The 26,456-nt window shown below is 47.1% G+C and carries 18 protein-coding genes and 2 tRNA genes; 2 read left to right on the top strand and 18 right to left on the bottom strand.

Annotation, left to right across the window (positions count from 1 at the left end; all coding sequences use genetic code 11):
* Positions 1–71: 71 nt before the first annotated feature.
* The 3 genes from BUA83_RS11230 to BUA83_RS11220 form a co-directional block, all read right to left on the bottom strand.
* A tRNA-Val gene (locus BUA83_RS11230) sits at positions 72–148 on the bottom strand.
* Between the two features lie 65 nt (positions 149–213).
* Positions 214–290 (bottom strand) — tRNA-Val (locus BUA83_RS11225).
* Between the two features lie 129 nt (positions 291–419).
* The gene (locus tag BUA83_RS11220; RefSeq protein ID WP_072936402.1) at positions 420–1,811 is read right to left on the bottom strand and encodes an anion permease; all 1,392 of its coding nucleotides are present in this window, start codon (positions 1,809–1,811) and stop codon (positions 420–422) included.
* 380 nt (positions 1,812–2,191) lie between these two features.
* On the opposite strand from BUA83_RS11220, the gene BUA83_RS11215 reads away from it, so the two are divergent.
* Positions 2,192–3,670, top strand: a complete 1,479-nt coding sequence (locus BUA83_RS11215; RefSeq protein WP_072936386.1) for a class I adenylate-forming enzyme family protein — start codon at positions 2,192–2,194, stop codon at positions 3,668–3,670.
* Between the two features lie 68 nt (positions 3,671–3,738).
* On the opposite strand, the gene BUA83_RS11210 is transcribed toward BUA83_RS11215, so the two are convergent.
* From BUA83_RS11210 to BUA83_RS11190, 5 genes are all read right to left on the bottom strand, one after another.
* Positions 3,739–5,286 (bottom strand): ankyrin repeat domain-containing protein, encoded by a 1,548-nt coding sequence (locus tag BUA83_RS11210; protein ID WP_072936385.1) that lies wholly within the window; start codon positions 5,284–5,286, stop codon positions 3,739–3,741.
* Positions 5,287–5,303: 17 nt separating this feature from the next.
* Entirely contained in the window at positions 5,304–5,663 is a 360-nt protein-coding gene (locus BUA83_RS11205; RefSeq protein WP_072936384.1) for a hypothetical protein, read from the bottom strand.
* Positions 5,664–5,679: 16 nt separating this feature from the next.
* Complete coding sequence (locus BUA83_RS11200; protein ID WP_072936383.1) at positions 5,680–6,444, bottom strand: M48 family metallopeptidase; 765 nt, start codon at positions 6,442–6,444, stop codon at positions 5,680–5,682.
* 257 nt (positions 6,445–6,701) lie between these two features.
* Positions 6,702–7,373, bottom strand: a complete 672-nt coding sequence (locus BUA83_RS11195) for a tetratricopeptide repeat protein (protein WP_072936382.1) — start codon at positions 7,371–7,373, stop codon at positions 6,702–6,704.
* Positions 7,357–8,709, bottom strand: coding sequence for an ATP-binding protein (locus tag BUA83_RS11190; protein ID WP_094756619.1), 1,353 nt, complete (start codon positions 8,707–8,709; stop codon positions 7,357–7,359). The genes BUA83_RS11195 and BUA83_RS11190 overlap by 17 nt, the downstream gene beginning before the upstream one ends.
* Positions 8,710–8,981: 272 nt before the next feature.
* Here BUA83_RS11190 and BUA83_RS11185 point away from each other — a divergent pair, with 272 nt between their 5' ends.
* A complete protein-coding gene (locus BUA83_RS11185; RefSeq protein WP_072936381.1) occupies positions 8,982–10,253 on the top strand; it encodes an ATP-binding protein in 1,272 nt (423 codons plus the stop codon).
* Positions 10,254–10,348: 95 nt separating this feature from the next.
* Here BUA83_RS11185 and BUA83_RS11180 read toward each other — a convergent pair whose 3' ends face one another.
* The 10 genes from BUA83_RS11180 to BUA83_RS11120 form a co-directional block, all read right to left on the bottom strand.
* The gene (locus BUA83_RS11180) at positions 10,349–11,626 is read right to left on the bottom strand and encodes a dicarboxylate/amino acid:cation symporter (protein ID WP_072936380.1); all 1,278 of its coding nucleotides are present in this window, start codon (positions 11,624–11,626) and stop codon (positions 10,349–10,351) included.
* Between the two features lie 230 nt (positions 11,627–11,856).
* Positions 11,857–13,914, bottom strand: a complete 2,058-nt coding sequence (locus tag BUA83_RS11175) for an elongation factor G (RefSeq protein WP_072936379.1) — start codon at positions 13,912–13,914, stop codon at positions 11,857–11,859.
* Positions 13,915–14,061: 147 nt separating this feature from the next.
* Entirely contained in the window at positions 14,062–15,204 is a 1,143-nt protein-coding gene (locus BUA83_RS11170; RefSeq protein ID WP_094756618.1) for a glycoside hydrolase family 3 N-terminal domain-containing protein, read from the bottom strand.
* 150 nt (positions 15,205–15,354) lie between these two features.
* Positions 15,355–17,529, bottom strand: coding sequence for a diguanylate cyclase domain-containing protein (locus BUA83_RS11165; RefSeq protein WP_072936378.1), 2,175 nt, complete (start codon positions 17,527–17,529; stop codon positions 15,355–15,357).
* A 71-nt stretch (positions 17,530–17,600) separates the two neighbouring features.
* A complete protein-coding gene (locus BUA83_RS11160; RefSeq protein WP_094756617.1) occupies positions 17,601–17,978 on the bottom strand; it encodes a DUF2752 domain-containing protein in 378 nt (125 codons plus the stop codon).
* A 3-nt stretch (positions 17,979–17,981) separates the two neighbouring features.
* Positions 17,982–18,386, bottom strand: a complete 405-nt coding sequence (locus tag BUA83_RS11155) for a DUF4234 domain-containing protein (RefSeq protein ID WP_072936377.1) — start codon at positions 18,384–18,386, stop codon at positions 17,982–17,984.
* 11 nt (positions 18,387–18,397) lie between these two features.
* On the bottom strand, positions 18,398–19,735 hold the full coding sequence (dnaB, locus tag BUA83_RS11150) for a replicative DNA helicase (protein WP_072936376.1): 1,338 nt from the start codon (positions 19,733–19,735) through the stop codon (positions 18,398–18,400).
* 2,537 nt (positions 19,736–22,272) lie between these two features.
* Positions 22,273–23,538, bottom strand: coding sequence for a serine--tRNA ligase (gene serS, locus BUA83_RS11130; protein ID WP_072936372.1), 1,266 nt, complete (start codon positions 23,536–23,538; stop codon positions 22,273–22,275).
* A 249-nt stretch (positions 23,539–23,787) separates the two neighbouring features.
* Positions 23,788–24,762, bottom strand: a complete 975-nt coding sequence (locus tag BUA83_RS11125; RefSeq protein ID WP_072936371.1) for a bile acid:sodium symporter family protein — start codon at positions 24,760–24,762, stop codon at positions 23,788–23,790.
* Between the two features lie 207 nt (positions 24,763–24,969).
* Positions 24,970–26,265 carry an O-acetylhomoserine aminocarboxypropyltransferase/cysteine synthase family protein gene (locus tag BUA83_RS11120; RefSeq protein WP_072936370.1) on the bottom strand — a complete coding sequence of 432 codons (1,296 nt, stop codon included), beginning with the start codon at positions 26,263–26,265 and terminating at the stop codon, positions 24,970–24,972.
* Between the last annotated feature and the right edge of the window lie 191 nt (positions 26,266–26,456).

Here is a 26,456-nt window from a genome sequence, read left to right as displayed (position 1 = left end):
AATGTGCATAACCCCACGGGCTGTTTCCTGTTTTTCGCACAAAAAAAGGAGCCGAACGGCTCCTGATAATCTGGTGCTCAAACAGCGACTCGAACGCTGGACCCCCACCATGTGACGATGGTGCTCTAACCAACTGAGCTATTTGAGCAATATGCGAAACACAAATACAAAAATATACAATAAAAGGCTGGAATCTCCAGCCAAAATTTCAAGTGGTGCGCTGTGCAGAAATCGAATCTGCGACCCCCACCATGTCAAGGTGATACTCTAACCAACTGAGCTAACAGCGCATTCAGAACATGTATTATTATATCACTGCGATGTCTTCGGTGCAAGTACTATTTGAAAAAACGCCAAATAATCTGCATAAAAAATCACGCAGCCTCCGAAGAAGCTGCGTGATTTATGTTTTGAAGTAATTACCAGAGTCCGAGAACCTTCCACCAGATCGGTCCGATAACAAGGAAGCAGATAACGCTGGAAATCGAGCAGATAAAGCCGATCTTCCACCATTCAGGCTGCGTATGATATTCAGCACCGAAGAAGATAGGAGCCGGGCCTGTAGCATAGTGCGTCAGGCAGCCCATGATACCTGTCTCAACACCGAGTGCGAGAGCAGCCATCATCGGCGGAGCACCTGCAGCAACTGCGACTGCGAGGAATGCAGCATAGACTGCACCGACGTGAGCCGAGAGGCTGGCAAATGCGTAGTGAACGTACATGTTAACAAGGCAGAGGACAATGAGAGCTGTCAGCCAGGAAATACCTGTAAGGCTTCCTGCAACGCCCTTAGCGAACCAAGCAACGAAGCCGGATTTCGCAAGGCCTGTAGCCAAAGACATCAGACCGCCCATCCATACGAGAGTATCCCATGCGCCCTTTTCAGTCGTAACATCGTTCCACTCGATAGCACCGCCGACAAGCATGATGCCTACGCAGACGAGAGCAATCATAGTAGCGTTGAAGCCTGTGAACGAGGACGTAGCCCAGAGAGCAAGAGCAAGGATAAACGTGCCGAGGACGATTTTCTCGCCGCCCGTCATCGGACCCATCTTAGCAAGCTCTTCACGTGCAATCTGCGGAGCTTCCGGAGTCTCTTTCAGATCCGGCGGGCAGACCTTGTAAACAAGGTATGGGCAGATGATGAGAGCCAGGAGGCCCGGTACGATACATGCGAGAGCCCAGAGACCCCAGCTGATTTCTACGCCTGCAGTTTCAGCTGCCAGCGAAACAACCAGAAGGTTCGGAGCAACAGCCGTGATGAACATGGACGACGTGATGCAGTTATTCTGGAATGTACATGCTACGAGATAGGAACCGATTTTCTTTGCTGTCGGACCCGGCTCAGATTCGAATGCCGCGCAAAGGCTGCGGACAATCGGGAACAGGATACCGCCGCCACGAGCCGTATTGGACGGTGTAGCAGGAGCAATGATAAGATCCGTGAAAGCCATCGTATAACCAAGCTTCAGGGAGCTTGTAGCGATAGCCGCCATGATTTTGTAAGCGATGCGTTTGCCAAGGCCCGTTTTGATGAAGCCCTTTGCAAACAGGAATGCCGAAACGATAAGCCAGATTGTGGCATTACCGAAGCCCGAGAGAGCTGCTGCCGGTTTCAGCACCTTCAGGAATCCCGTTACACCGACCGCGATGAGTGCGACGGCGCCGATTGGCAGCGGGTGAAGGATGAAACCAACGATTGTGGATACGAAGATTGCGAACATATGCCATGCCTCAGGCTTAAGACCAGCAGGCATAGGGCAGAACCAAATGATGATACCGATGAGTACTGTAAAAATACCCTTTTGCATGTTTGTTTTCAGCACAACTTTTTCCCCCTTTAATTTAAACAGATGTCGAGCATTTCTTTGCCGGCATTCCTCCCCTCAATAGAATGAATTAATAAATGATTTCTATGAGTTGTTTGTCAACTCTTTGGTAAATTTATTATACTTCATTTCACAGTAACAAGTAAAGATATTTATGAAAATTTCATGGAAAATACTTCATATCTATAGAATAGTCAAAATTTATCCACATATGTGAAAATAATCCATAGTATATATATGTACCTGCCTATAGTTTTTTTCAGATTCTTACTATATAATTATATAGTTAGATAATACATTGTAACTCAGATTTCAGGATTTTTACAACAAAAATATGAAATATCTCCAAGGAGTGAGAAATCATGCTTGTTCATGAAATATTAAAGCGCGGCAAGGACAACAACGATGCCATATACAGCCAGCTGGGAGCGCTTACATATCAGGGACTGCGCGTCGCAACGGAAAACTGCCGCCGCAGGCTCTACGCCATGGGCGTCCGTCAGCGTTCCACCGTCGGCATATATTCCCGCAACCGCGCAGAGTATATCGCGGCATATATGGCGATAGTGTCCCTTGGCGCAATAGTCGTGCCTATCAACTTCCAGCTCAGTATGCGTGAGACAGCGTTCATTCTTAAAAATGCCGACTCGCATTTTCTTCTTACGGATAAGCCTTTGACGCTGGATGCCGCCATCAACTCCCAATACTACGAGGATGTCAAGCAGATGGACATCGGCACCTGCATCGAGCCCACCACGCTGCCGCCTCCGCCGGAGCTTCCGAAGGATTTCAGTCCCGACGAGCCGGCTGCCCTCATCTACACATCGGGCACAACAGGCGAACCGAAGGGCGCCGTGCTGTCCCACAGGAATCTTGTCATGAATACCATCGACCTTCAGCAGGTTGTTCATTACAACAGCTCCGACAATGTACTCTGCGTCCTTCCTATGTATCACTGCTTCGCATGGACCTGCGCCGTCATGATCAGTCTTTACACGGGCGCTACGCTGAGTATTCAGGATGCCTTCACTCCGAAGAAAACCATCGACATCACAAGAGCACTCGGAGTCACCATTATAGTAATGGTTCCATCCATCTGCTCTCTTATAACAAAGCTCGCCACACCCGAGGATTTCAAGACGCTTCGTTTCGTCATGCTGGGAGGAACAACTCTCCCCGAGGCAATCGGCACAGCCTTCACCACAAAGTTCAATATTCCGATAGTAGAAGGCTACGGACTTTCCGAGGCATCGCCTGTTGTCACCATGAATCCGCCGGAGGCTACAAGAGCCACGTCAGTAGGCCCTGCCATCCCCGATGTGAAAATCCGCATCGTAGACCCCGAGACAGGCCTTGACGTACCCAAGGGCGAAAGAGGAGAGCTTCTTGTGCAGGGGCCGAATGTCATGCACGGCTACTGGAAAAATGAAGAAGCAACAGCCACGACGCTTGCCGACGGCTGGCTCCACACAGGGGACGTTGCACGCTGTGATGAGGACGGCTACTATTACATAGTTGACCGCATCAAGGATATGATTATAAGCATGGGTGAAAATATTTACCCAAGAGAAATCGAAGAGCTTATATATGCCTTCCCGGGCATCCGCGAGGTCGCTGTTGTCCCTGTGGCAGACAAGCTGCGCGGTCAGGCAGGAAGCTGCTATTACACAGTCCAGCCCGACACAGAAGTCGATTTGCGTGCCCTCAAGAAATATCTCCAGCAGAATCTGGCACTTTTCAAAATCCCCCGTGAATTCCACGAGATTAAGGAAATGCCAAAAACAGCAACAGGAAAAATTGCAAAGAAGGAGCTTTTTAAGCTCGATGAAGACAGCCTGTGATGCATAAACAAAGGGGCTGTCACATTGAAAATTAATCAATGTGACAGCCCCTTTGTTATATTGCATGTTTAAGAAAACAGTTTGGTAAAGAAATTGCTTGATGAATTATTATACAGCTTAGTAGGATCTATATTATGACTCCTCATTATATCCCGTACTGTCCGCCCATCATTTCCTCGAATATCGACATTCGCACCGGCTTTTACCAATTCCCTGGCCATATCCAGCTCATCCGAGAAACTCCAATTATGGTCCACCGAGTTCATAAGCGGAGTATAGCCTTCATCGTTCGCAATATTAACATTTGCCTTTTTTTGCAACAGTTCTCGCCACATATCCTTTGCACAAAAATCCCAATGCCTGCCTCGCGCAATAACATTCAAAACCGTATTGCCGTTCTCGTACTTTTTGTTGATATCTATTCCATGCTCAATCAATTTTCCCATTATCGATGTTGCCGAACTGTCGAACATATGTATCGAACTATCGAACTTATGTATCAAACCGCGTGTAGTTACATAGTAAAATCCATCATGTCCTGACTCATCGCAGTATAACACATCAGCTCCACCGTCTATCAACAATAACAGTATTTGGGGAGACACATTCTTTTTGCTGCACGCCAAACAAAACAAAGATTTATTCCTTGGATGATTGACTTGTGCACCGCGCTGCAATAACATTTTAACAATACTCACGCGGTCATTCATCACGCCGCAATGCAATGCATCATTCCCTTTGCTATTCAGCCAATTAAAATCAGCCCCATGGTCCAAAAGCATTGAAATAATGGACTCGTTACGATTATACACTATGCCCAATTGCAATGCTGACATTGTTTCCTCTCGCCGATGATTATATAGTTTATTTACATTTGCCCCACTGTTCAATACTTCTTTGACACAGTTGTCAGAATTATTTTCCAAAGCATAATATAAAGCATCTTTACCTTCGCTATCACAATAATTAACATCACAGCACCCTAATTTGAGAAAATATTGTAGCACCCGCAAAGTATCATACTTAGCAGACATTTGAACAACATTTGTCCCACGCTCATCACGATAGTCAGTAAAATTAAATCCACCTTGATTAAGAAACCTTAACAAATCAACATAATCATGTTTGATAAAATGTTTAATATTTTCACCAGAAACTTTACCAGCAAACCATATCGGATTTATGTCCTGCAGATTATTTACGATACTTTTACATGCATTCCCATTTAACCAGCGTTCTACCTGCAGACACCAATATTTTTTAATTTCACAGCTCACATTTTCAGGCAGGTCAGCGTGCAAATATTGTTTTAGTACATCATTATTTCCATCAAAATAGGCACATATTTTATCTTGAGGATATGTTTCCAGTGTTTGTATTGCTATGCTATAATATCCATCTTCCATACAGCATCTGAAATCTATCATATCCGCGGCAAAAGCAATATTAGAATTACCGTTTGCGAATAGCTTCGCCTGTTTGGTTTTTTCCATCGCCTGATTATATCTTTTGCCTTTATAGTCTTCTTTAGCAGCCTCAATCCAAACTTGTGGATTATCATCAATTACTTTTTCTGTTTCAATGTTAATACTTCCCCAAGCAGCACCGGAATCCACGCTGATTCCCCTCTCTTTTAATATCGGTATTCAAACTCCTGCACAATATGATTGCCATGGTTTTCTATTTCCGCCAAAATATCTTCATCTATTGATGATACAGGTGCTTCTGAAGTTATCGTCGTTTTGTTAAAGTACGTAGCCGTCGGGCTTTCCTTCGTATAAACGACAGAACGATTTTTCAGTCTATTCATAACCCTATCAACCATGGATACTGCCTTTTGCATTTTATTGCGCCAAGAATATCCAAGATGTTTCTCGACGGCATCAGCAGCCACAGTGTTCAGCCAATTTTTTATTGAGTCCCAAAACCGTGTCAAAATCGCCCCCAATGCCAATGCCCCAATCAAACAAAAACCAATCGTTGTTAAAAGCATAATAGCCTCCCCTTGTTTAATTCATTACACTTTTGACCGCATATGCTAAAAGTGTTCTTATTCTCAAAGGTCCATATGGAACTTTCTCATCATTTTCGCTAAATCTGTACACAACATCATCAAGCTGATATATATCGGCTGCCTGGCCTATATATTCTTTTACATTTACTTGACTTGCCAGTGAAACATTATTTAGTATCAATGCCAAGATAGCTCTCACACACGGCCGTATATCCTTCACCACATCATACCCATAGCAGTCAGCGCTATAATCAGCTACACGCATCCAATTAGCATACACCAGCTGAAATGTCTTGCTTAAAGTATCTACCCCGGGAATTATATCTATTTTTCCTACCATGTTGAAATACTGTTCTCCAACAAGCGCCCATTTGACCATATCGTGCTTTATGCGACACATTTCACGCGCAACCAAAAAATCAAATTCTTCCTCTGATAAATCAGTTACTGTCTTGGCAGATATCTCAATTCGCGGTGATGTAATTCCCTTTGCCTGCACACCGTAATAAAAATCTTCATATAGAAAAACATCCGGAGTATCTATTCCAGTCATATCTGCGATTCTTTTTATTCTTGTATGCAGCTCCGGTATCTGATGTGCCGTAACCCGAACAGTTTTGCCCAGTAAATCAGGGACCTTTATCTTTCCCTCATATTCCATATAGCACTTAATAATAGCCTCAGGGCAAGGTATCAGTTTTTTGTACTCATCCATCTGTTCAGCATAAGCAAAATGAAAATATTTAGGTGTTTGTTCCATGCATCACTTCCTCCTTGACCCAGATAACGAAGGCATACTACTCCGTATACCGCCGCTGCTGCCAAAATATGTAGTAGAATTTCCTATTTTTAAACTGCTCCCTAAAAACTGCCCGTGATTTCCAATGCGTGAGCTTATATTACCTATTCTAAAAGTACTTCCGCCGCCACGCCCATCAAAGTATCTGGTAAATGAGCCTATTCCTGTAGAGGATCTTGTAGATGATTCAGAACCGTCTCTATGAAAAAAAATAGTATCTAACATACGTTGCACCTCAACAATTCAACGATTTTCTCTTCAGTATCTACTCCCGCAATATTACCAACAACTTGATATACTTCCATGAGCTTTATATGTGCATCTACGGACTCCGGACACAACAGGACTGCGTTTTTCAAATAAAATTCTGCCAGTTTATAATTGTTTCGCTCCAACAGCAGTTCCCCAAATACTAAGTTTAGCAAATAATGATCTCCGAAACCTTTGTGCTGTTCAGAATATCCTTTTAATCGGTCGAAAGCCTCTTCGTGATTACCGTCTGCATATGCTTGCAGCCCATATAAACACTCAAGAAAATCATTTTTAAAATTTCCCATCCATTTTATACAGTTACCAATATTATTAAAGTTTTGACTTCCTTGAAAACACATCACTTGCAAAATTTCATATTGTCTGGTCAGCAGTTCCTTGATTTTCTCTTTATTACCGGTTTTTTCAGCACCATCTTCCTTCAAGTATGCTATTTCCTTGCCTATCGCCATGTAATCATTTTGCATTTGCTTAATTCCACTGGCTACACGTCCATTATCAAAAAAAACACATTCCTCCCGGAAGAAATTTTTGTTTCCCATAATGGTCTCAATAGTCCTAAGCTGAGTTTTCGTGTATAAATCGTGATAGACCTCAACGATCTTATCCAATATCCCCATTGGTTTCCTCCTTATACTGCTCAGCAGAAATTCTCTCAGTTTTTATCGAAACAGCAGGTTCTTTTTTACTATTCCTCCGCCTCAATATAAGCGCATATGCGTCATCAAAGTCCTTCTTTGTCAACAGTACATTATTTTCATCGCGATATAACGCCGACACAGCTGCATAAAGCGTGATATCTTTTATATCCGCTCCGGATATATTCTCATATGCACTTGCTAAACTCTCAGCGGTAATCCCTTCTTCTAAGGGCATTCCCCGCTTTAGGTATATCTCCCAAATATTAGTTCTCCCTTTAAAATCAGGAAGATCAAACGGCATACTTACCAGGATTCTTCGTTTGAAAGCTTCATCATAATTGCTAATAAGATTCGTAGTAAATATTACGATTCCATCAAATTTTTCCAACTCAATCAGCATAACACTCCGGGTAATATTTACACCATAATCTGCCGACTGCGTGACATTTGTAAGCCGCTTGCCCAAGAAGGAATCTGCTTCATCAAATATCAATACAGCATCATCTTCCTGTGCTTTCTTAAATACTCTGACTATATTTTTAGGTGTTTCCCCTACAAATTTTGATTCCAGTTCCGAGTAATTTACCGTGTACACCTTTTTGCCGAGTTCTCCTGCAATCGCCTCCCCCGTGAGCGATTTACCTGTTCCCGGTGGACCATAAAAATTAAACACTATTGCCCGTCCCTGATTTCCGCTTCCCAGCTTCCAATCATCGAAAAGTTGTTTGCGATGTCGCGAAATTAACAAACTCCGTTCAATAGTTTCTTTTACGTTTTCCGGCACATAAATATCGTCAAAGGTCCATCTTGCATCGGATACATGAATACTTTCATTTGATGTCACATCAGTATCTTTACCCTTGCTATTGTATTTAGCATCATTTCTTTTATTTTTATCGTCAATCTTATCCGGATCATCTCGATGAAAAATGACTTCCACAGTATGTGGCCTATAACAGTATTTAGAAGTATTTCTTTCAACTGCATAACTTACAGCACGAAAAATATCTTCTCTCCTGGATTCCCAGACCGGTTCGTCCAATACTTCTATGTCTTGCCCATTGTCTTCATCCATGAAAGTATCCAGTGCCTCGGCTTTTAATCGTAAATTTATTTTGCTTTTAGTATTCCACACAATAGTACGTTTAGACACAGGCCTTCCATCAACTTGTATCATATCTTTGTTATCATTGAAGGTTCCCTCCGTATCTTTTGCTTTTTTATATAGCTCGACCGTGTTGCTTCCCCCTGTTTTTACTTCGCTTTCAGACATTTTATTTGGTGTACTAGACCTCCGATTGCTAAAAAAACGCATCTCTCACGTTCCCCTCAAAATTCATAATTTTTGTAAAATTGGACAAAATACTCTGTTATTCTAGCACGTTTGTCCCCCATCGTAAATACATATGTACCTATACACGCACCATTTCTTACAAACAATCGTTTTATATAAATCTCAATATTTCGTACTTGTCATTCTGCTAATATCAATTATGTAAGATAACATTTCTTGATTTTATCGTATGAGCACGATAAAATATATACATATCATAGAGTTGATACGAAATTTCAAGAAAGGAGACTATCATGAATCATAACACATTAAAACAAGTTATCTTAGATCAGCTGGAAGTAATTCAAAATGCGGAAATTATAGAGAGAGCCTACACCTTTGAAAAAAATGTAAATTATATATTGGTCGGCCTGAGACGCTCAGGGAAATCCACCCTTTTATATAAAATGGCCAGAGAACTCGTTGTCAGTGGGTGTAACTGGTCTCAAATAATCTACGTAAACTTTGAGGATGACCGATTGCTGGGATTCACAAAAGCAGACTTTAACGACATCATTGAAACAGCCTACGAGCTGACAGACGAAAAAGAAATCTATTATTTCTTTGATGAAATACAAATCGTAGATGGATGGGAACATTTCGCAAGGCGCATAGCCGACCAGAAACAGCATGTGTATATAACCGGAAGCAACGCAAAAATGCTGAGTTCTGAAATGGCGAGTGTTCTCGGAGGCAGATACCTTCCCAAAATGATCATGCCATTCTCATTTGGTGAAACCATGGACTACAAGTCTATTCCACACGATGAAAAAGCGTTATTGAGCACTTCAAAATCCGCAAAAATACGTAAAGCATGTCATGAATATATTAATCACGGTGGCTTTCCTGAGGCTCAGCTTTTAACCAATGCTCGCGAATACATCAAAAGTGTATACGAAAAAGTATTATTAGGCGACATCATAGAACGGGAGCAGGTCAAAAACAAATCCGCCCTGCGCCTCATGATAAAAAAAATTGCCGAAACCGTTATGCACGAAATATCATTCAATGCTCTCGCTGGCAACATAAAAGCAACTGGCCTCAAAACCTCGACAGACTCCATGATAGAATACGCTGCCCATGCCGAAAATGCCTATCTCTTGTTCCGAACGCGAAACTATGTGTCGAAATTTGCAGAAAAAGAAGGAATCCCTAGATTCTATTTTTTCGACAATGGATTGCTTGCATTGTTTCTTATTGACAAAGCATCTGCTCTTTTGGAGAATGCTGTTGCCGTCCATCTGCGGCGTATATACGGTGAAGATATTTATTATTTCAAATCCAAACAGACAGGAATCGACATTGATTTTTACGTACCCGAAAAATGCTGCGCAATACAAGTTGCCTATAATTTAGACACTGCAGAGGACAGAGAAACAAAAAGTCTGTTGTCTTTCGCCGAGAAAACAGCGAATATCAAGAGGCTTATGATTGTCACAAATGAAGAAGAACGTACCATAGAAAAAACTGATACAAAAATCGAAGTAATTCCAATCCATAAATTTCTTTTACTGGACTCCCTATGATATGTGATTTACTCAAGACCAGATGTACTGTCTAAAAAAGGAGCTGTGAAAATGCGAAAGCATTTTTCACAGCTCCTTCTTTTCCTAGTTAAATTTTAGTGTTCCGATACAGCAACCAATTCTTCCCCTGCATCTTCCCTATCATCATCTTTGCGGAATCTGTCCACGATAGTGGCGCATGCAGCATCACCGGTTATATTGACAGCTGTCCGCAGCATATCAAAAATACGGTCTACGCCAAAGAGAATTGGCAGAGCATCAATAGGGATTCCGGCAGAAACCAGCACAGCTACAACCAGCAGAGTCGGTCCCGGGACACCTGCCTGTCCCACAGCCCCAAGAGTACTGGTAATAATGATGGCAATGTACTGCGGCATAGAAAGCTCCATACCGTACATCTGCGCAATAAAAGTCGCAGCCATAGCGTAATATGCCGCATTGCCGTTCATGTTAATGGTAGCACCCAACGGCAGCGCGAAGGATGTAGTTTCCTTGGAAACTCCCAGTTCCGTGGAGGCGGTACTCATGTTCAGAGGCAGCGTTGCAATGGAAGAAGCGGTAGAGAAAGCGAAAACCTGTACCTTCCACATGCTTTTGAAGAACTGCTTGTAGGTGGTGCAGCGGGAGAACATTGCCACGGAACCGCCAATCATTCCGTAGGTGACGATTGCCAGTACCGCAACATAGAGAAGAATCAGATAAAGAATCTTGGTGAGCACAGCATAACCAAAGGTACCTGTAGCATCAGCCATCAGGCAGAAAACGCCGATTGGCGCCACATACATGATACCAGTCATAACCTTGATGAATAATTCCGTCAGGTAGTTAAAAAAGTTCAAAACATAGCTGCGTTTCTGCTCGTCCAAATATGTAGCGGCAAAGCCCATGAACAGCGCAAAGACGATAATCTGCAGAATGTTGCCGTTCACCAGCGCCTGGAAGGGATTAGTAGGCACAAAACCCGTAACCGTCTCCCAGAAACCCGGAATACGGGTACTTTCCTCCATATGATCCACATGGATAGCTGCCTCAGACAAAGCGGTCATCTCAATGCCACGGCCCGGCTGGAAAATTTCACTCGCTGCAAGACCCAAGGCAACAGCCACAGCTGTAGTAATTCCATAGTAAGCAAAAGTCAGTAATCCGATTTTTCCGGCACTGCTTGAGTTCCCCAGCGATGCGGCCCCGCCAATCAGTGAAAAGAGTACCAGCGGTACGACAACCATCTTAATCAACTGCATGAAGAGATTACCCATTGGCGCAAACATCTGCGCATCCTTCCCCAAGAGCAGACCTGCTACAGCTCCCAGGATTGTAGCCGCGATAATCCAAATCCCCAGCTTATCGAGGCTGCTTTGTTTCTTTTCTGACATAAATACCCCTCCTAATTTTTCGAAACCGCCATTAAACAGGGAAGCCGTATACACGCATCCCCAAAAGGATGCGTGTATACGGCTTCGTTGCGCGGTTTATTATTTCATATTGTAACACTTATAATCAGAAATGTCCACCCTCAATGGAAAAAACTGTAAATGTCTTTCTGTCAAGCACTGATTAATTCTTCATAAAAGAAGAACGGCTCCGTTGGAGCCGTCCTTTTACATCACTTTTCTTCTTTCTTCTTTATGTATTTCTCTGCTTCCTTCTGCGGCATTTCCTCGTAGTGGGAGAACTCTACGCTGAAGGAGCCTCTGCCTCTTGTCTGGGCGCGAAGGTCTGTTGCGTAGCGGAAGAGCTCAAGCGCAGGTATCTGTGCCTTGATTTCGCTCATGTCGCGTCCGTCGTTTTCCATGCCCATGATTTTCGCGCGGCGGGCGTTAAGCTGTCCCATGACGTCGCCCATGAAGTATTCAGGCGCGCTGATGCGTACATTGAAGATAGGCTCCAAAAGTACAGGGTCACCCTCCTGTACAGCTTTCTTTATTGCGATGGCAGCTGCCGTCTTGAAGGATGCCTCAGAGGAATCCACAGTATGGTAGGAGCCGTCCGTGAGTTTTACGTTTACATCAACAACAGGATAGCCTGCTATGACGCCCTGGGCGAGAGTTTCCATTGCTCCCTTTTCCACAGCCGGGATAAAGGTCTTCGGAACTGCTCCGCCGACGATGGCATCGGTGAAGGTATTGCCTGAACCCGGCGCCAGCGGAGTAAGCTCGAGGAATACATGTCCGTACTGACCGTGTCCGCCGCTCTGCTTTTTGTGCTTGCCCTCTGCCGTGGATTTTTTGCGGATTGTCTCACGAAGAGGAATAGCAGGAGCGGAGAAAATGACATCCAGCTTCGTTTTGCGTTTTATGCGCTCCTTTAGTATATCAAGCTGCACCTCGCCAAGGGCACGGACGAGAACCTCCTTCGTCTCCTGATTGCGCTCCACGGTGAGTGTCTGGTCGCTTATCTGCTCCTTCTCCATGGCAGCCACAACCTTCTCCTCGTCCTCCTTCTTTGCAGCGTGTGCTGCCATTATGAGCATGGACAGAGGATAGTCAGGGGCTTCGTAGCGGATAAGGGCCTCCTTGTCGCAAAGCGTATCCCCGGTGCAGGTATCCGAAAGCTTCGTTGTAGCAACGATATCTCCGGCAATAGCTTTGGAAAGCTTTTCCTTGCGGCCTGCAATCGTGGTGAAGAATCCTCCGAAACGCTCCACGACGCTTCTCGCAGGATTTGCCGCGCTCATATCTCCCGCGGCTTCGCCTGACCATACGCGGAGATAGCTGACGCGTCCCGTAGGCTCCATCACTGTCTTATATACCTGGGCTGAGAAGGCTTCATCGGCGCGCCTTTCCACGATATCTCCCGTTTTCTGGTCAGTTCCGATTTTCACGTTCTGCGGCTCAGGCATGTACGCCACCATACCGTTCATGAACTTTCTTATTCCCAGCACCATAGCCGAAGAACCGCAAAAAAGCGGGAATACCTTTCCTGCCGCAACGCCCTCGGTCAGAGCTTTTCCTATATCCTCCTCAGGAATATCCTCACCGTTGAGGAATTTCTCCAGAAGTGTATCGTCAAAGTCCGCCAGCGCCTCAACCAGCGCCTGACGTGCCTCGGAAACTGCCTCCTCCATAAATTCAGGGACTGCCGTATCAAGATGCTCCGCGTCATGTGCCATGATTCGTCCGCTCAACGAGAGAAGGTCCAGCGTTCCCTGGAAGGTACGGCCCTCACCAATCGGCATCTGCACGGGAACTACGCCCTTGCCGAAGCGCACGCGCAGCTCATCGACAACGCTCTTGAAATCCGCATGCTCGCGGTCCATCTTATTAAGGAAGATTGCTCTCGGCATCTGCTGCTGCTCTGCCAGTCTCCATACCTTTTCTGTTTCTACCTGAATACCGTCAGGCGCCGATATGACTATAAGAGCGTTATCAGCCGCCAGCATGGCTCCCCTGACCTCGCTGAGGAAATCAGGATATCCCGGAGTATCGAGGAAATTCAGCTTACAGTCCTGCCATTCCATTGCCGCCAGCTTTGACGTAATAGAAAAACGCCGTGCGGTCTCCTCAGGCTCGGTGTCATATACCGAAGTTCCCTCATCCACACGGCCGACACGGCTTACAGCGCCGGTCTTAAAAAGACACGCATCCAGAAGACTCGTCTTGCCTACCTGTCCATGTCCAAGTACAACGATGTTCCGAATGTTCTTTCTCGCATATTCCTGCATGCTGATTCCTCCTGTTCATACGTACTGTAATTTAATGTATATATTCGTGAAAATTGGAGGAATCTCCTTCTTTTGAAGTAAAATTTAGTAAAAAAGACCGCCGCACATAATGTACGGCAGCCTTTTACCATTGCTTCCAATCAAAATTTATTTTCCACTGGCAAGCTTCATTCTTATTATGCGCCTTACCGAGGCGTCGAGGCGTTCCTGTGGGATGCGTCCGCTGTTTACGGCCTCCAGCAGTCCGTCGTAGGCTTCCCTCATGTGCTCGTATTCGTGGCATACGAGGATGACATCAGCGCCGGCCTCGACAGCCATTACAGCCGCCTCACCGAAATCATACTGCTTGGATATCGCTCCCATCTCAAGGTCATCGGTAAATACGACTCCGTCGTAGTTCAGCTTCTGACGGAGAAGTCCTGTAATGACGGCATGGGACAGGCTGGCAGGATGCTTTGCGTCAACGGCAGGGTAGACTACATGTCCGACCATGACGGCGCAGTTTCCTCCGACTCTTCCGAAAAGCACGTTGCGGAAGGGAATCATATCCTCAGACTCAAGCTGTGCAAGTGTCGTGTCTACAACGACGTTGCCAAGGTGCGTATCCTCACGCCCTTTTCCTATCCCCGGGAAGTGCTTTATAACAAAGGAGAATTTTTCCTGTGTATAGCCTGCGGCCGCCGCGTTGCCGAACATGGTGACTCTTGCAGGGTCTGTGCTGTAGGAGCGTTCAGGCGGCAGCCCTAAATCCAGCACAGGCGCAAAGTTCAGATTGATACCGTAGGAGCGCAGCGCCTTTGCTGTTTTTACAGCCCATACACGTGCCGCTGCTGTCTCCTCTCCCTTTCCGAGAGCTTCCTCAGAGGGTGGAGCCGCGATGTGGTCACGGAATCTCGCTACCTTTCCGCCCTCCTCATCAACGCAGATAAAAAGAGGAACTCCGGGATGATGCGGGTCAAGCTCAGCCTGTGCTTCTTCATTTCTTCTCATGAGTCCGCTGGTGAGCGCGCGCACCTGCTCAGGGGCACGCAGATTTCTGTCGAAGAGTATAAATCCGCCAAAATGACGTTTTGCGATGAATTCATCCGTCGCCTCATCCGGCATGAGTCCGTGCAGCCCTCCCACAATGAGCTGACCGACCTTTTCCTCCGCAGGCATACGTGCGATTATCCTTTCCACCAGCTCCGCCTGTGTCGGTGTCTTGCTTCCCGAGCTGGGCCTTACACAGCCCCCGAGAATAAGCATAATTCCAATCGTGCAAATCAAAACCAAGCTTTTGTACCGTTCCACATTTTCGGCCCCCTATATTGTCAGAAAATTCATCCGCCTAAAAAAAAGGCCCCAGGATGCGGACCCGGGGTTAGCGGGATGAACCTCCCACTTCGATTTACACTCTGAATATAGCACAAAAAACTGTTTGTATCAAGCAAAAAAGACCAATCAAAAGCGATACATTTTTCCATCAAAACTCAAGGCATCACGGGTAGAATTTTTCACCGCGTAAAGCTCCTGGTCCGCCTCATTGAAAATCTCACTGTAACGTCGGTGTCCGTGCAGGGCCTCGACTGCGCCTATGCTCACGCTCACTCCCGCGTTTTTCCCGCCGGCGATAATTTTTCTCGTTTCCGTCATGAGTCTTTTAATGCCTGCGAGGAATTCCTCTCTCGTCATATTCACCAGAAGCCCCATGAACTCATCGCCGCCGAAACGGCCCAGTGCCTTTGCCTGCGGGAAAATCTCCCCAAGGAGTCCCGCGTATGCCGCCAGGACCTCATCACCGCACTGGTGTCCTTCACTGTCGTTCAGCTCCTTGAAATGGTCAAGGTCGGTAATGAAAAGAATGGCGCTGTCCTTTTTGCTCATTTCCGAAAGTGCTTTTTTTGCTTCCTCATGCAGAGTTCCCTTGTTTAAAAGCCCTGTAAGCTTGTCAGTTTCTGCATCCTGTTTGTAGTAGTCTCTTGCTTCCTTAAGCGAGCGGATTCGTGCCAGAGCCTCCTCCATGGCGCGGTTCTTCTCCCTGAGCACCGCGTTCTGCTTCTTTTCCTCCTTCGCCCTGTACAGGATAAATACTCCAAGCCCCAGCAGGAAGGAGAAAATCATGACAACCAGTGTCACGCTGATAGGGTACTTTTGAACAATATATCTGACGGACACCTCGGGCTCTGAATTTTTCTCTATAATGTGTTCCATCTGCTCCGGTGAAACACGCAGGAGCGCAGTGTTAAGAAGCGGAAGAAGTCTGCGGTCTGCGTAGGGCGAGACGCCAATCCCCACAGGTACCTTGATTCTGGCGGAATATATCATATCAATATCAGGTCTCAGTGCCGTGCTGCTGTAGTAATGTATCAACGCCGCAGGCACAAAAGCACACGTCACATCGCCAAACTCCACGGCCTTCATGCAGTCGCTGGCAAGATTATATTCCACAATCTCGGAGTCAGGGAAGCGCTGCTTCATAAAGTCCACCACGCCCGGGAAGATACGCGGGACAGCAATCATTCCTCCGGCACAGTCCTCAAGGCTTATTCCTCTCCGAACCACCAGAACGAAGGCCTCGTTTCTGGCGGTATTTGTAAAGGCTGCCCCCTCAGGAACGCGGAAATTCTGATACACTGCAGGAATCAGGTCAACCTCTCCATCCCGCATCATCCTGTCAGCTTCATCCTCATCCTTCGCCTCAATGAATTCAAAACGGAGTCCTGTATCCCTTGAAATCGTCTTGAGCAAATCCACATAGATACCCCAGGGCTCTCCCTTTTCAAACCTGAGGTCGAAAAGAGGCGGTACATAGGGCATAAAAACAACACGGAGTGTCGGGGCCTCCTCAGCATACGCCCTGTCATTTTCGGTATACCGCACAATGTGGCGCAGCACAGGGTCAAGATATTCCTTCTCAATTTCCGTCTCAAAGGAAGGATTCAGAATCTCGCTGTCCAGGATGGCGTTATTCATCTCATCCATCAGTGACCGTTTATCCGATACGGTCATGAACTGCTGCTGAACCACGTCAATATCCAAAAGCCATCGTTCGTTATCAATGATATGGCTTCCGTCATCCAGCACTGCATCAATCACGCCTGCCCTGAGGTCCTTCATCATCTGTTCTGAATCAGGATAAAATATCTGCCGGACATCCCACTCGGATTTTTTAACAATATAGGAAAACTTTATTTTGTAGTCCTCTATATCCAGCATTCCTATGCGGCAGCCCTGCATAGTTTTTTTATCTTCCACGTCTAGAGCGGTATTGTCTTTTCCTGTGTAAAGAGACAAAAGACCGTAGCTCGAAAAGCCGCTGCTGAAGATAAACCCGTCACCCCGCGCGGCAGAGGACTCTGTCACAGGCACAATAAAATCTACGCTGCCCTCCTCAAGCATGCGCTTTGCGTCCTCCGGAGGAATGTCCTTTATGGCGTATCTCCACTTTGTCTTTCTGGTAATTTCATCAAGATACGAAGCAGTATATGCCCTCAGAAGCTTTCGGCTTTCCACTGTCTCGTCAACTGTATTCTGCACGAACCCGATATTTATAGTCTGACGTTCAGCCTCTGCAAAGGGTATCAGGGCATAAAAAAAAGCCAAAAAGAGAGCCATACACAAAAAAATTCTGCGCATACCTTTCCCCCCTTTGGCTTAGTTTATCTACTAACAAATATTCGCCGCAAAGAAAAAATATCCTGCCGGGCTTATTTACTTAAAGGAAAATTCCTCCACAGAGTAAAAAGCGCAAACGCCGCAAGGAAAAATTTCCAAACCCACGAAGGCAGTTCAGGCCTCTTTCCCGTTCTTATCCAGCCGATTTCATCACGCAGGATAAGGGCAAGTATAAAAGGCCCCAGCACAAAAAGCATCTGATTTGCGCGGAAAGCTCCCTCTACATCGCCGCAGAAGAGAGAAAGGAAAAGCTCCGTGATTCCGCAGCCCGGGCACAAAAATCCCGTAAGATAATGGAACGGGCATGGAATACTCAGCCCTGTGAGCTTTATAAACGCAAAATAGGCGAGCCCCAGAAAAAGGAGCCCGCCGTACTTTTTCAAAGCAGCATTCCTGCGCTCTGATTCCATATCTTATCCCTGCGCAGTCGGAAGGTTTTCACCCCGTGCCACAGCTTCGTCAAAATCATAAAGGTCGTTCAATGTGCTCTGGATAAGCGCCTCACTGACGATGGCAAGACCGAAGAAAGCAAACAGCAGATACATGATGCTGTCGTCCCCGTCTACGTAAATTCCGCGATTGCGCTTTGCTTCACTGAGTGTTGCACCCATCTTGTAAAGCCAGTAAAAATAATATATACCGCAGGTAACGAAGGTGTACAGACATGCCATACCGCCCGACGCAGTTGTCTGACGGCCTGCCGCCTCGTGACACTCGTTGGTAAGTGCGTACATCCAGTAAATACCGTATATTCCGCAGGTGATAAACGAAAAGACTACCGCCTTTACAATTCCCCTTTTTTCCCAATGATATTCCATAGTTATCCTCCTCACTGATCCGGTATATTCCCGGCAAAATTCGCAAACCTCGTGAATTCCTTATCGAAATAGAGACGGACTGTGTCGATAGGTCCGTTTCTGTGCTTTGCTACGATGACCTCGGTAACGTTCTGCTGCTCAGTTTCCTTGTCATAATAATCCTCACGGTAGAGGAACATTACGATATCCGCGTCCTGCTCAAGGGAGCCTGACTCACGCAAATCTGAGAGCATGGGCCGCTTCACCTGACGGGACTCGACGCTTCGCGAAAGCTGTGAAAGAGCAATGACAGGCACCTTCAGCTCACGGGCCAGTGCCTTTAATGAACGGGATATCTCCGAAATCTCCTGCTGACGGTTGTCGCCGTTCTTGGAGCCCTTGCCCGACATGAGCTGGAGATAGTCGATTATAACCATTGAAAGACCGTGCTCGGCCTTTATACGGCGGGCCTTTGAACGAAGCTCCATTACGGTGATACCCGGCGTATCGTCTATGAAAACAGGCGCATAGGTGAGCCTGTCTGCCGCCGCAATGACGTGCTCCCAGTCCTCATCCTTCATATCGCCGTTCCTGAGGCGCTGGGAATCAATTCCACCCTCGGAGCAGAGCATACGCTGAGCCAGCTGCTCCTTTGACATTTCAAGGGAGAAGAATGCCACAGGCTTATCAAGATGCACAGCCACATAGGATGCGATATTCAGTGTGAATGCCGTCTTACCCATGGACGGGCGCGCCGCCACGAGAATGAGGTCAGAGGGCTGAAAGCCTGAGGTCAGCCTGTCGAGATCCGTAAATCCCGATGCCACACCCGTAAGGCCTCCCTTATTGGTAGAGCGTTCCTCTATCTGCTTGAAAACGCTTATGACGATATCCTTCATGGAGGTGAAATCAGCCGAGTTTTCACGCGCCGTGACCTCAAGAATACGTTTTTCCGCCTTATCCATGACAGCATCCACATCATCGCTATCCTCAAAGGCCCAGCCCGTTATCTCCGAACCCGCGTTTATAAGCTCGCGGAGCTCCGCCTTCTCACGGACAATCTTCGCATGATATACGACGTTAGCCGCCGTAGGAACGGCATTGGCGAGAGCCGTAACCCCGGCAACACCGCCGGCCTTGTCCAAAAGATCGGATTTTTTCAGCTGCTCCGTGACAGTAATCATGTCAACAGCGCTGTCATTCTGGAACACCGCCATTATCGCTTCAAAGACGACGCGGTGCGCGTCCCTGTAAAAATCCTCCGGACGGAGAATTTCCATCGCCTCAATGACAGCCTCCTTTTTAATGAGCATCGCTCCAAGGACGGCCTGTTCCGCTTCGATGTTCTGCGGTGGAATCCGTTCTATCATAATCTCACCTTTTTCTTTCTGACTAATTTATTATTTTACCACAATTATTTTTTTGCGTCATGAAAACAAGATGATGCACCGTATACAGGGAAAATATGAATCAAATAAGTTTTCTTTTCCCGCGGCGTAGCTTATTCACTCCCTCCGTCACGCTTTCAGCGTGCCACCTCCCTCCGTGAGGGAGGCTCTTATACGCGTCAACCCGCGAATCTACTGTCGTGCCCGAGCCGATTAGTGGCTGGCGTTACATAGAATTAAATGCTTTAGATGTGCCTTGGATTTACCACTAATCGGCTTTAGTAGTATAGTTGCGACGCGGGAGACGGAGTGTACAGCTTGCCACGAGAGTAACGCCGCGGGTTCCCCGAGCGACGTGAGGAATGTCACTCCCTCCGACGCTACGCGCCAAGCCAAAGACTGTCGGGGGGGAGCAAGCGCGACGAGCATTAAAGCTGAAACAAATATAGAAAATATAGGACTAAATTTAGACAATAGGATAAAAATTTTTGGACATGTTATAGCCCAATACAGTATGCGACGGGGCGTCGCCCCTTCGCCCTTCCCCACCGCAGGAACTACGTTCCCGCTGAACACCTTCCTCCTAACGCTTCGCTTTTTTCCTTTTCCCGCGGTCAGCTCTATTCTATGGCTATATTGCACGTCACCCGCGAATCTACTGTCGTGGTAGGGCCAGTTTGTGGCTGGCTTTACATAGAAATAAATGCGTACGTCAAAACTAAATGTTTACATAGAAAACGTGCAGCATTACATAGCAGTAAATACTTTAGATATCCCATAAACTTACCACTAATCAGCTTCACCAGTACAGTTACGACGCGGGCGACGGAGTGTGCAGCCTGTCACTAGTGAAAAGCCGCGGGTTTCTAGAGCGACGGGAGAAGCGGTTAAATAAAGGGGACATGGGGGAATTTGTCCCCCGTGTGGGAAAGTCAGAAGGGGCAAAGCCCCGTCTGAGACGAGTTTATGGCTGTAGCAAATATGGAATATATCAGATCAATTTTAAAAAAACAGATAAATATCTTTAGCCTTCGTTATAGCTAAATACTCCATGCGACGGGGCGTCGCCCCTTCGCTCTTCCCCACCGCAGGAACTACGTTCCCGCTGGACACCTTTCTTTTAACGCTTCGCTTTTTTCTTTTCCCGCGGCGACCTGTATTCTATGGCTACATTGCACGTCACCCGCGAATTTACTGTCGTGGTAGGGCCAGTTTGTGGCTGGCGTTACATAGAAATAAATGTGTATGTCATAACTAAATGACTAAAATAGAAATCGCATAGCTTTATATAAAACTAAATGCGTCAGCTATTTCATAGGCTTTACCGCTAATCAGCTTCACCAATACAGTAACGACGCGGGAGACGGAATGTGCAGCTTACCACGAGAGTAACGCCGCGGGTTCCTCGAGCCGTCAGGCGGTTAGAGGGGGTCACGGGGGGCTCCCACCATGTGGGGAAGCCAGAAGGGGCAAAGCCCCGTCTGAAAGAAATTTATGGCTGAAACGTGCATAGAATATATGGGAGTTATTTGTGGAAATATATGGGAGTTATTTGTGGAAATCAGATAAATATCTTTAGACTTCGCTACATCACTCCCTCCGCCACGCTTTCAGCGTGCCACCTCCCTCTAGGAGGGCGGCAGTTAAAAGCCCCCCTCCGGGAGGGGGGGGGTGGCAGCCGAAGGCTGTCGGGGGGGAGCAAGCGCGACGAGCATTAAAGCTGAAACAACTATAGAAAATATAGGACTAAATTTAGACAATAGGATAAAAATTTTTGGACATGTTATAGCCCAATACTCCATGCGACGGGGCGTCGCCCCTTCGCCCTTCCCCACCGCAGGAACTACGTTCCCGCTGGACACCCTCCTCCTAACGCTTCGCTTTTTTCCTTTTCCCGCGGCCAGCTCTATTCTATGGCTATATTGCACGTCGCCCGCGAATCTACTGTCGTGGTAGGGCTGATTAGCGGCAAGCTCTATGTAGAGGTAAATGCTACTTGATATACAATATACTTCTATGTAAAAAACTTGTACTAATTGGCTTTGGAGATACAGTAACGACGCGGGAGACGGAGTGTGCAGCTTACCACGAGAGTATCGCCGCGGGTTCCCAGAGCGACGAAGGAGCGGTTAAAGGGGGGCACGGGGGTCTCCCACCGTGTGGGGAAGTCAGAAGGGGCAAAGCCCCGTCTGAGAGAAATTTATGGCTGAAACGTGCATAGAATATATGGGAGTTATTTGTGGAAATCAGATAAATATCTTTAGACTTCGCTACATCACTCCCTCCGTCACGCCTGCGGCGCGCCACCTCCCTCATGGAGGGAGGCAGTTAAAAGCCCCCTCCGGGAGGGTGTCAACATGCCGGTGGCATGTTGGCTTACAGCCGAAGGCTGTCGGGGGGAGCAAACGCGACATGGCAAAGCCCCGTCTGAAACGAGTTTGTGGCCGGAAGAAAAACTGAACATAATACGCAAAAAATCCGCATCGGGCATAATACCTGATGCGGATTTACAATTCATCTTATTTAATGACTTCGACGCCCATGTACGGTACGAGAACCTCAGGAACGATAACGGAGCCGTCCTCCTGCTGATAGTTCTCAAGAATAGCGGCAACAGTACGGCCTACAGCAAGACCGGAGCCGTTCAGTGTATGAACAAATTCCGGCTTATCCTTCGGTGTGCGGCGGAACTTGATATTCGCACGGCGTGCCTGATAGTCAAGGCAGTTGGAGCAGGAGGAAATCTCACGGTAGCAGTTCTGTGCCGGCATCCATACCTCGATATCATAGGTCTTGGCCGACGTGAAGCTCATGTCACCTGTGCAGAGAGTAACAACGTGGTACGGGAGCTTCAGAAGCTGCAGAACTTCCTCTGCATCATGAATCATGCCTTCAAGCTCGTCCCAGGACTCTTCAGGAAGAGCGAACTTGATAAGCTCTACCTTGTTGAACTGGTGCTGACGGATAAGACCGCGTGTATCGCGGCCTGCGCTGCCTGCCTCGGCACGGAAGCTTGCCGTATATACCGTGTAATGCTCAGGAAGCTTCGCACCGTCGAGGATTTCCTCGCGGTGGAAGTTCGTTGCAGGAACCTCAGCCGTCGGAACGAGATACTGGTCAAGTCCCTCCAGCTTGAACATATCCTCGGCAAATTTCGGAAGCTGTCCCGTACCAATCATGGAATCACGGTTGACGATATACGGGGCCAGCATTTCCGTATAGCCCTGTTTTGCGTGCAGGTCCATCATAAAGTTGATGCAGGCACGCTCAAGACGGGCGCCAAGGCCTTTGTAGAACGTGAAACGTGCGCCGGAAACCTTTGCCGCGCGCTCAGCGTCAAGAATATCAAGGTCCGTACCGATATCCCAGTGAGCCTTCGGCTCAAAGCTGAACTTCTTCGGCTCGCCCCATTTGCGGATTTCAGGATTCTCCGTATCGTCCTTTCCGATAGGTACATCCTCCTTCGGGATGTTAGGAATATGAAGAAGAATATCCGTAAGCTTTGTTTCTACATCCTTAAGACGCGCGTCAAGCTCCTTGATTTTATCTCCGACCTCGCGCATCTCCTTGACGAGAGCATCCGCGTTCTCGCCGTTCTTCTTCATTACGCTGATTTCCTTCGAAGCCGTGTTGCGCTTGTTTTTAAGAGCCTCAACCTCGCCCAGAATCTCACGGCGCTCCTTTTCAAGCTTCTCAAACTCATCAAGAGAAAGGGGATTATGACGGTTTTTCAGCATCGTTTTAACGACGTCAAGATTTTCACGGACAAATTTCAAATCCAACATAACATTTAGCCTCCTATCGACGGCCACTGCCGCCGAAATCATTACAAAAGTATTCTTTTATTATACCTCTTGAAAGTGCCATTGTTCAAGTTTTCCCAACGGCAAAACATTCCTATTTTGCGTTTCGTTTCAATAAATAATACTATCAGGTATTCCATTAAATCAAACATTCAAGCACATATACAAAATCGGCACGCAAAAACGGGAGCCACTGAGTGACTCCCGCAAAGGACTTACTTTAATATTTGCTTATCCGACAGATACAGCAGCCTCTTCTTCGTGTTTTTCATCACGGCGTACGAACCAGCCTGCAAGAAGCGTGCCGGAGATGGAGTGCCATACGCAGGAAACGGCGCATGCAAGTGCTGCGTGCGGATATGCAGCGAAGTGCGCAACCGCAAGACCTGTTGCAAGACCTGCGTTCTGCATGCCGACCTCGATAGACAACGTGCGGCGCTTCGGAGTGCTCATGCCTGTGATACGCCCGACAGTATAGCCAAGGACATAGCCCACACCGTTATGCGCAAGGACAGCCAGGAAGATGATTACGCCTGCGTTGAAGAAGTTGCCGCCAAGGAGAGCGATAACGCCGCCAACGATAAGGGCAAGTCCGATAACAGCAACCGACGGCATGATTTCACGGACGTTCTCCATCGTATGTGTCGCGCCGTAGCGGTAGTTCAGCCAGAAGCCGAGAAGCACAGGAACAATAACAGTCTCAATAATTGTGAGGAACATTCCCGCAGCCGGTACTTCAATGCGTTCCCCCGCAAGGAGAAGCACCATGGCAGGAGTCATAATCGGTGCCAAAAGTGTCGAAGCTGTCGTCATGCCAACGGAGAAAGGTACATCTCCACGGCAGAGGAAGCTCATGATATTGGAAGAAACGCCTCCCGGGCAGCAGCCCACGAGAATAAGGCCAACCGCAATCTCATTGGAAAGGCCGAGGCCTTTGGCAAGGAAATATGCGGAGAACGGCATGATGAGATACTGCGCGGCAGCACCGATGAAAATATCAAAGGGACGGGCAGCCAGCACCTTGAAATCATCAAGAGTAAGTGTAAGGCCCATGCTGAACATAATTACGGAAAGAATAATAATCTGGCTGAAGCCCTTTACCCAGCCAAACATCTGCGGCACAAAGAACGCAATAATGGCTGCAATAATGACGAATCCCGCCGTATGCGATGCCAATAGATGCGATGCTTGTTTCAATCTTTCCATAATAAACCCCTCCAAAAATGTACTTTATACGCGGACATATATTTGTCCTGCGATGTTTTCTATCATAAACTTCATGTGTAAACTTGTCAAGTTATTTAATAAAATGTAAAGAAAAAATTTTTTTGTATAAAAAAAGAAGCCGCGAACAGAATGAATACTCATTCAGCCGCGGCTTTTCAGTCGTATCTTATTTTGTTGTGCGATATATTACTTTACTGCCTTGAGTGCCTGGTCGAGATCCCAGATGATGTCGTCTATATGCTCCGTACCGATGGAGAGGCGGATTGTGGAGCGTTTGATGCCGGAGTACAGCAGCTCCTCCTCTGTCATCTGCGAATGTGTCGTGCTTGCCGGATGGATGACGAGAGATTTGACATCGGCAACGTTTGCAAGCAGGGAGAAAATCTTGAGGTGGTCGATGAATTCCTGCGCCTCTTTTTCTCCGCCCTTGATTTCAAATGTAAAGATGGAGATACCTCCGTTGGGGAAGTATTTCTTGTAAAGCTCATGGTCCGGATGATTCTTGAGGGACGGATGGTTGACCTTCTCCACCTTCGGATGCTTCGCAAGGAATTCGACAACCTTCAGTGCGTTCTCCGTATGACGCTCTACACGGAGGGAGAGAGTCTCCGCGCCCTGCAGGAGAATGAACGCATGGAACGGTGAAAGCGTAGCACCTTCATCACGAAGCGTAAGTGTGCGGATGTATGTTGCGAGGGCTGCGGCGCCTACATCTTTCGCAAAGCTGATGCCGTGGTAGCTTGCATTCGGCTCAACCAGCTGCGGGAATTTGCCGCTCTTTACCCAGTCGAACTTGCCAGCGTCAACGATTACGCCGCCAAGGGTAGTGCCGTGACCGCCGATGTATTTGGATGCGGAGTGGACAACAACGTCAGCGCCGTGTTCAATCGGACGGAGAAGATACGGTGTAGCAAAGGTGTTGTCAACCACCAGCGGAAGGCCGTGCTTATGAGCGATTTTGGCAACAGCGTCGATGTCAATGATGTTTGCGTTCGGATTGCCGACAGATTCGATGTACACAACCCGTGTATTCTCTTTGATAGCCTCCTCGAAAACCTGCGGTCCCTTTGTCGGGTCTACAAATGTCGTCTCAACGCCGTGAGTCGGCAGTGTGTGCTGCAGGAGGTTGAATGTACCGCCATAGATTGTCGTAGCCGCGACAATGTGCTGTCCGCTCTGTACCAGTGCGTCCAGCGCATAGGTAACAGCTGCAGCGCCTGACGCAACGGAAACTGCTGCAACGCCGCCCTCAAGAGCCGCAATACGACGGGAGAGAACATCCTCCGTCGGGTTTGTCAGACGGCTGTAAACGAAGCCCGCATCCTTCAGCGCAAAGCGATCCGCCGCATGCTGCGCATTGTTGAATACGTAAGCCATCGTCTGATAAATAGGAACCGCGCGGGAGCCTGTCACCGGATCCGGCTGCTCCTGTCCTACGTGAAGCTGCAGTGTCTCAAATTTTAATTCTCTCTCTTTTGCCATGATGATTACCCCTCTCGTTTTCGGATTATCTTTTTAATAAAACATACAAACTTAATATGTTTAAAGTATAGCAGATATTCCTACTATGTCAATAGGTTTAGTAATTATTTTTTACACATTTACAATCAATATTCTAAATTCTATCCAAAAGTGTATTCCTTGTCAAAGAAAATAAGCCCTGTACCGCGGAA

The sequence above is a fragment of the Schwartzia succinivorans DSM 10502 genome, assembly GCF_900129225.1.
Lineage (GTDB): Bacteria > Bacillota > Negativicutes > Selenomonadales > Selenomonadaceae > Schwartzia > Schwartzia succinivorans.
This window is presented reverse-complemented; position numbering and strand designations above follow the sequence as displayed.

Bases quoted from the DNA above. Each gene is read 5' to 3' on its own strand.
- BUA83_RS11220 (WP_072936402.1), bottom strand. From the start codon at position 1,811: ATGCAAAAGGGTATTTTTACAGTACTCATCGGTATCATCATTTGGTTC.
- BUA83_RS11215 (WP_072936386.1), top strand. From the start codon at position 2,192: ATGCTTGTTCATGAAATATTAAAGCGCGGCAAGGACAACAACGATGCC.
- BUA83_RS11205 (WP_072936384.1), bottom strand. From the start codon at position 5,663: ATGCTTTTAACAACGATTGGTTTTTGTTTGATTGGGGCATTGGCATTG.
- BUA83_RS11200 (WP_072936383.1), bottom strand. From the start codon at position 6,444: ATGGAACAAACACCTAAATATTTTCATTTTGCTTATGCTGAACAGATG.
- BUA83_RS11195 (WP_072936382.1), bottom strand. From the start codon at position 7,373: ATGGGGATATTGGATAAGATCGTTGAGGTCTATCACGATTTATACACG.
- BUA83_RS11190 (WP_094756619.1), bottom strand. From the start codon at position 8,709: ATGCGTTTTTTTAGCAATCGGAGGTCTAGTACACCAAATAAAATGTCT.
- BUA83_RS11185 (WP_072936381.1), top strand. From the start codon at position 8,982: ATGAATCATAACACATTAAAACAAGTTATCTTAGATCAGCTGGAAGTA.
- BUA83_RS11180 (WP_072936380.1), bottom strand. From the start codon at position 11,626: ATGTCAGAAAAGAAACAAAGCAGCCTCGATAAGCTGGGGATTTGGATT.
- BUA83_RS11175 (WP_072936379.1), bottom strand. From the start codon at position 13,914: ATGCAGGAATATGCGAGAAAGAACATTCGGAACATCGTTGTACTTGGA.
- BUA83_RS11165 (WP_072936378.1), bottom strand. From the start codon at position 17,529: ATGCGCAGAATTTTTTTGTGTATGGCTCTCTTTTTGGCTTTTTTTTAT.
- BUA83_RS11160 (WP_094756617.1), bottom strand. From the start codon at position 17,978: ATGGAATCAGAGCGCAGGAATGCTGCTTTGAAAAAGTACGGCGGGCTC.
- BUA83_RS11155 (WP_072936377.1), bottom strand. From the start codon at position 18,386: ATGGAATATCATTGGGAAAAAAGGGGAATTGTAAAGGCGGTAGTCTTT.
- dnaB (WP_072936376.1), bottom strand. From the start codon at position 19,735: ATGATAGAACGGATTCCACCGCAGAACATCGAAGCGGAACAGGCCGTC.
- serS (WP_072936372.1), bottom strand. From the start codon at position 23,538: ATGTTGGATTTGAAATTTGTCCGTGAAAATCTTGACGTCGTTAAAACG.
- BUA83_RS11125 (WP_072936371.1), bottom strand. From the start codon at position 24,762: ATGGAAAGATTGAAACAAGCATCGCATCTATTGGCATCGCATACGGCG.
- BUA83_RS11120 (WP_072936370.1), bottom strand. From the start codon at position 26,265: ATGGCAAAAGAGAGAGAATTAAAATTTGAGACACTGCAGCTTCACGTA.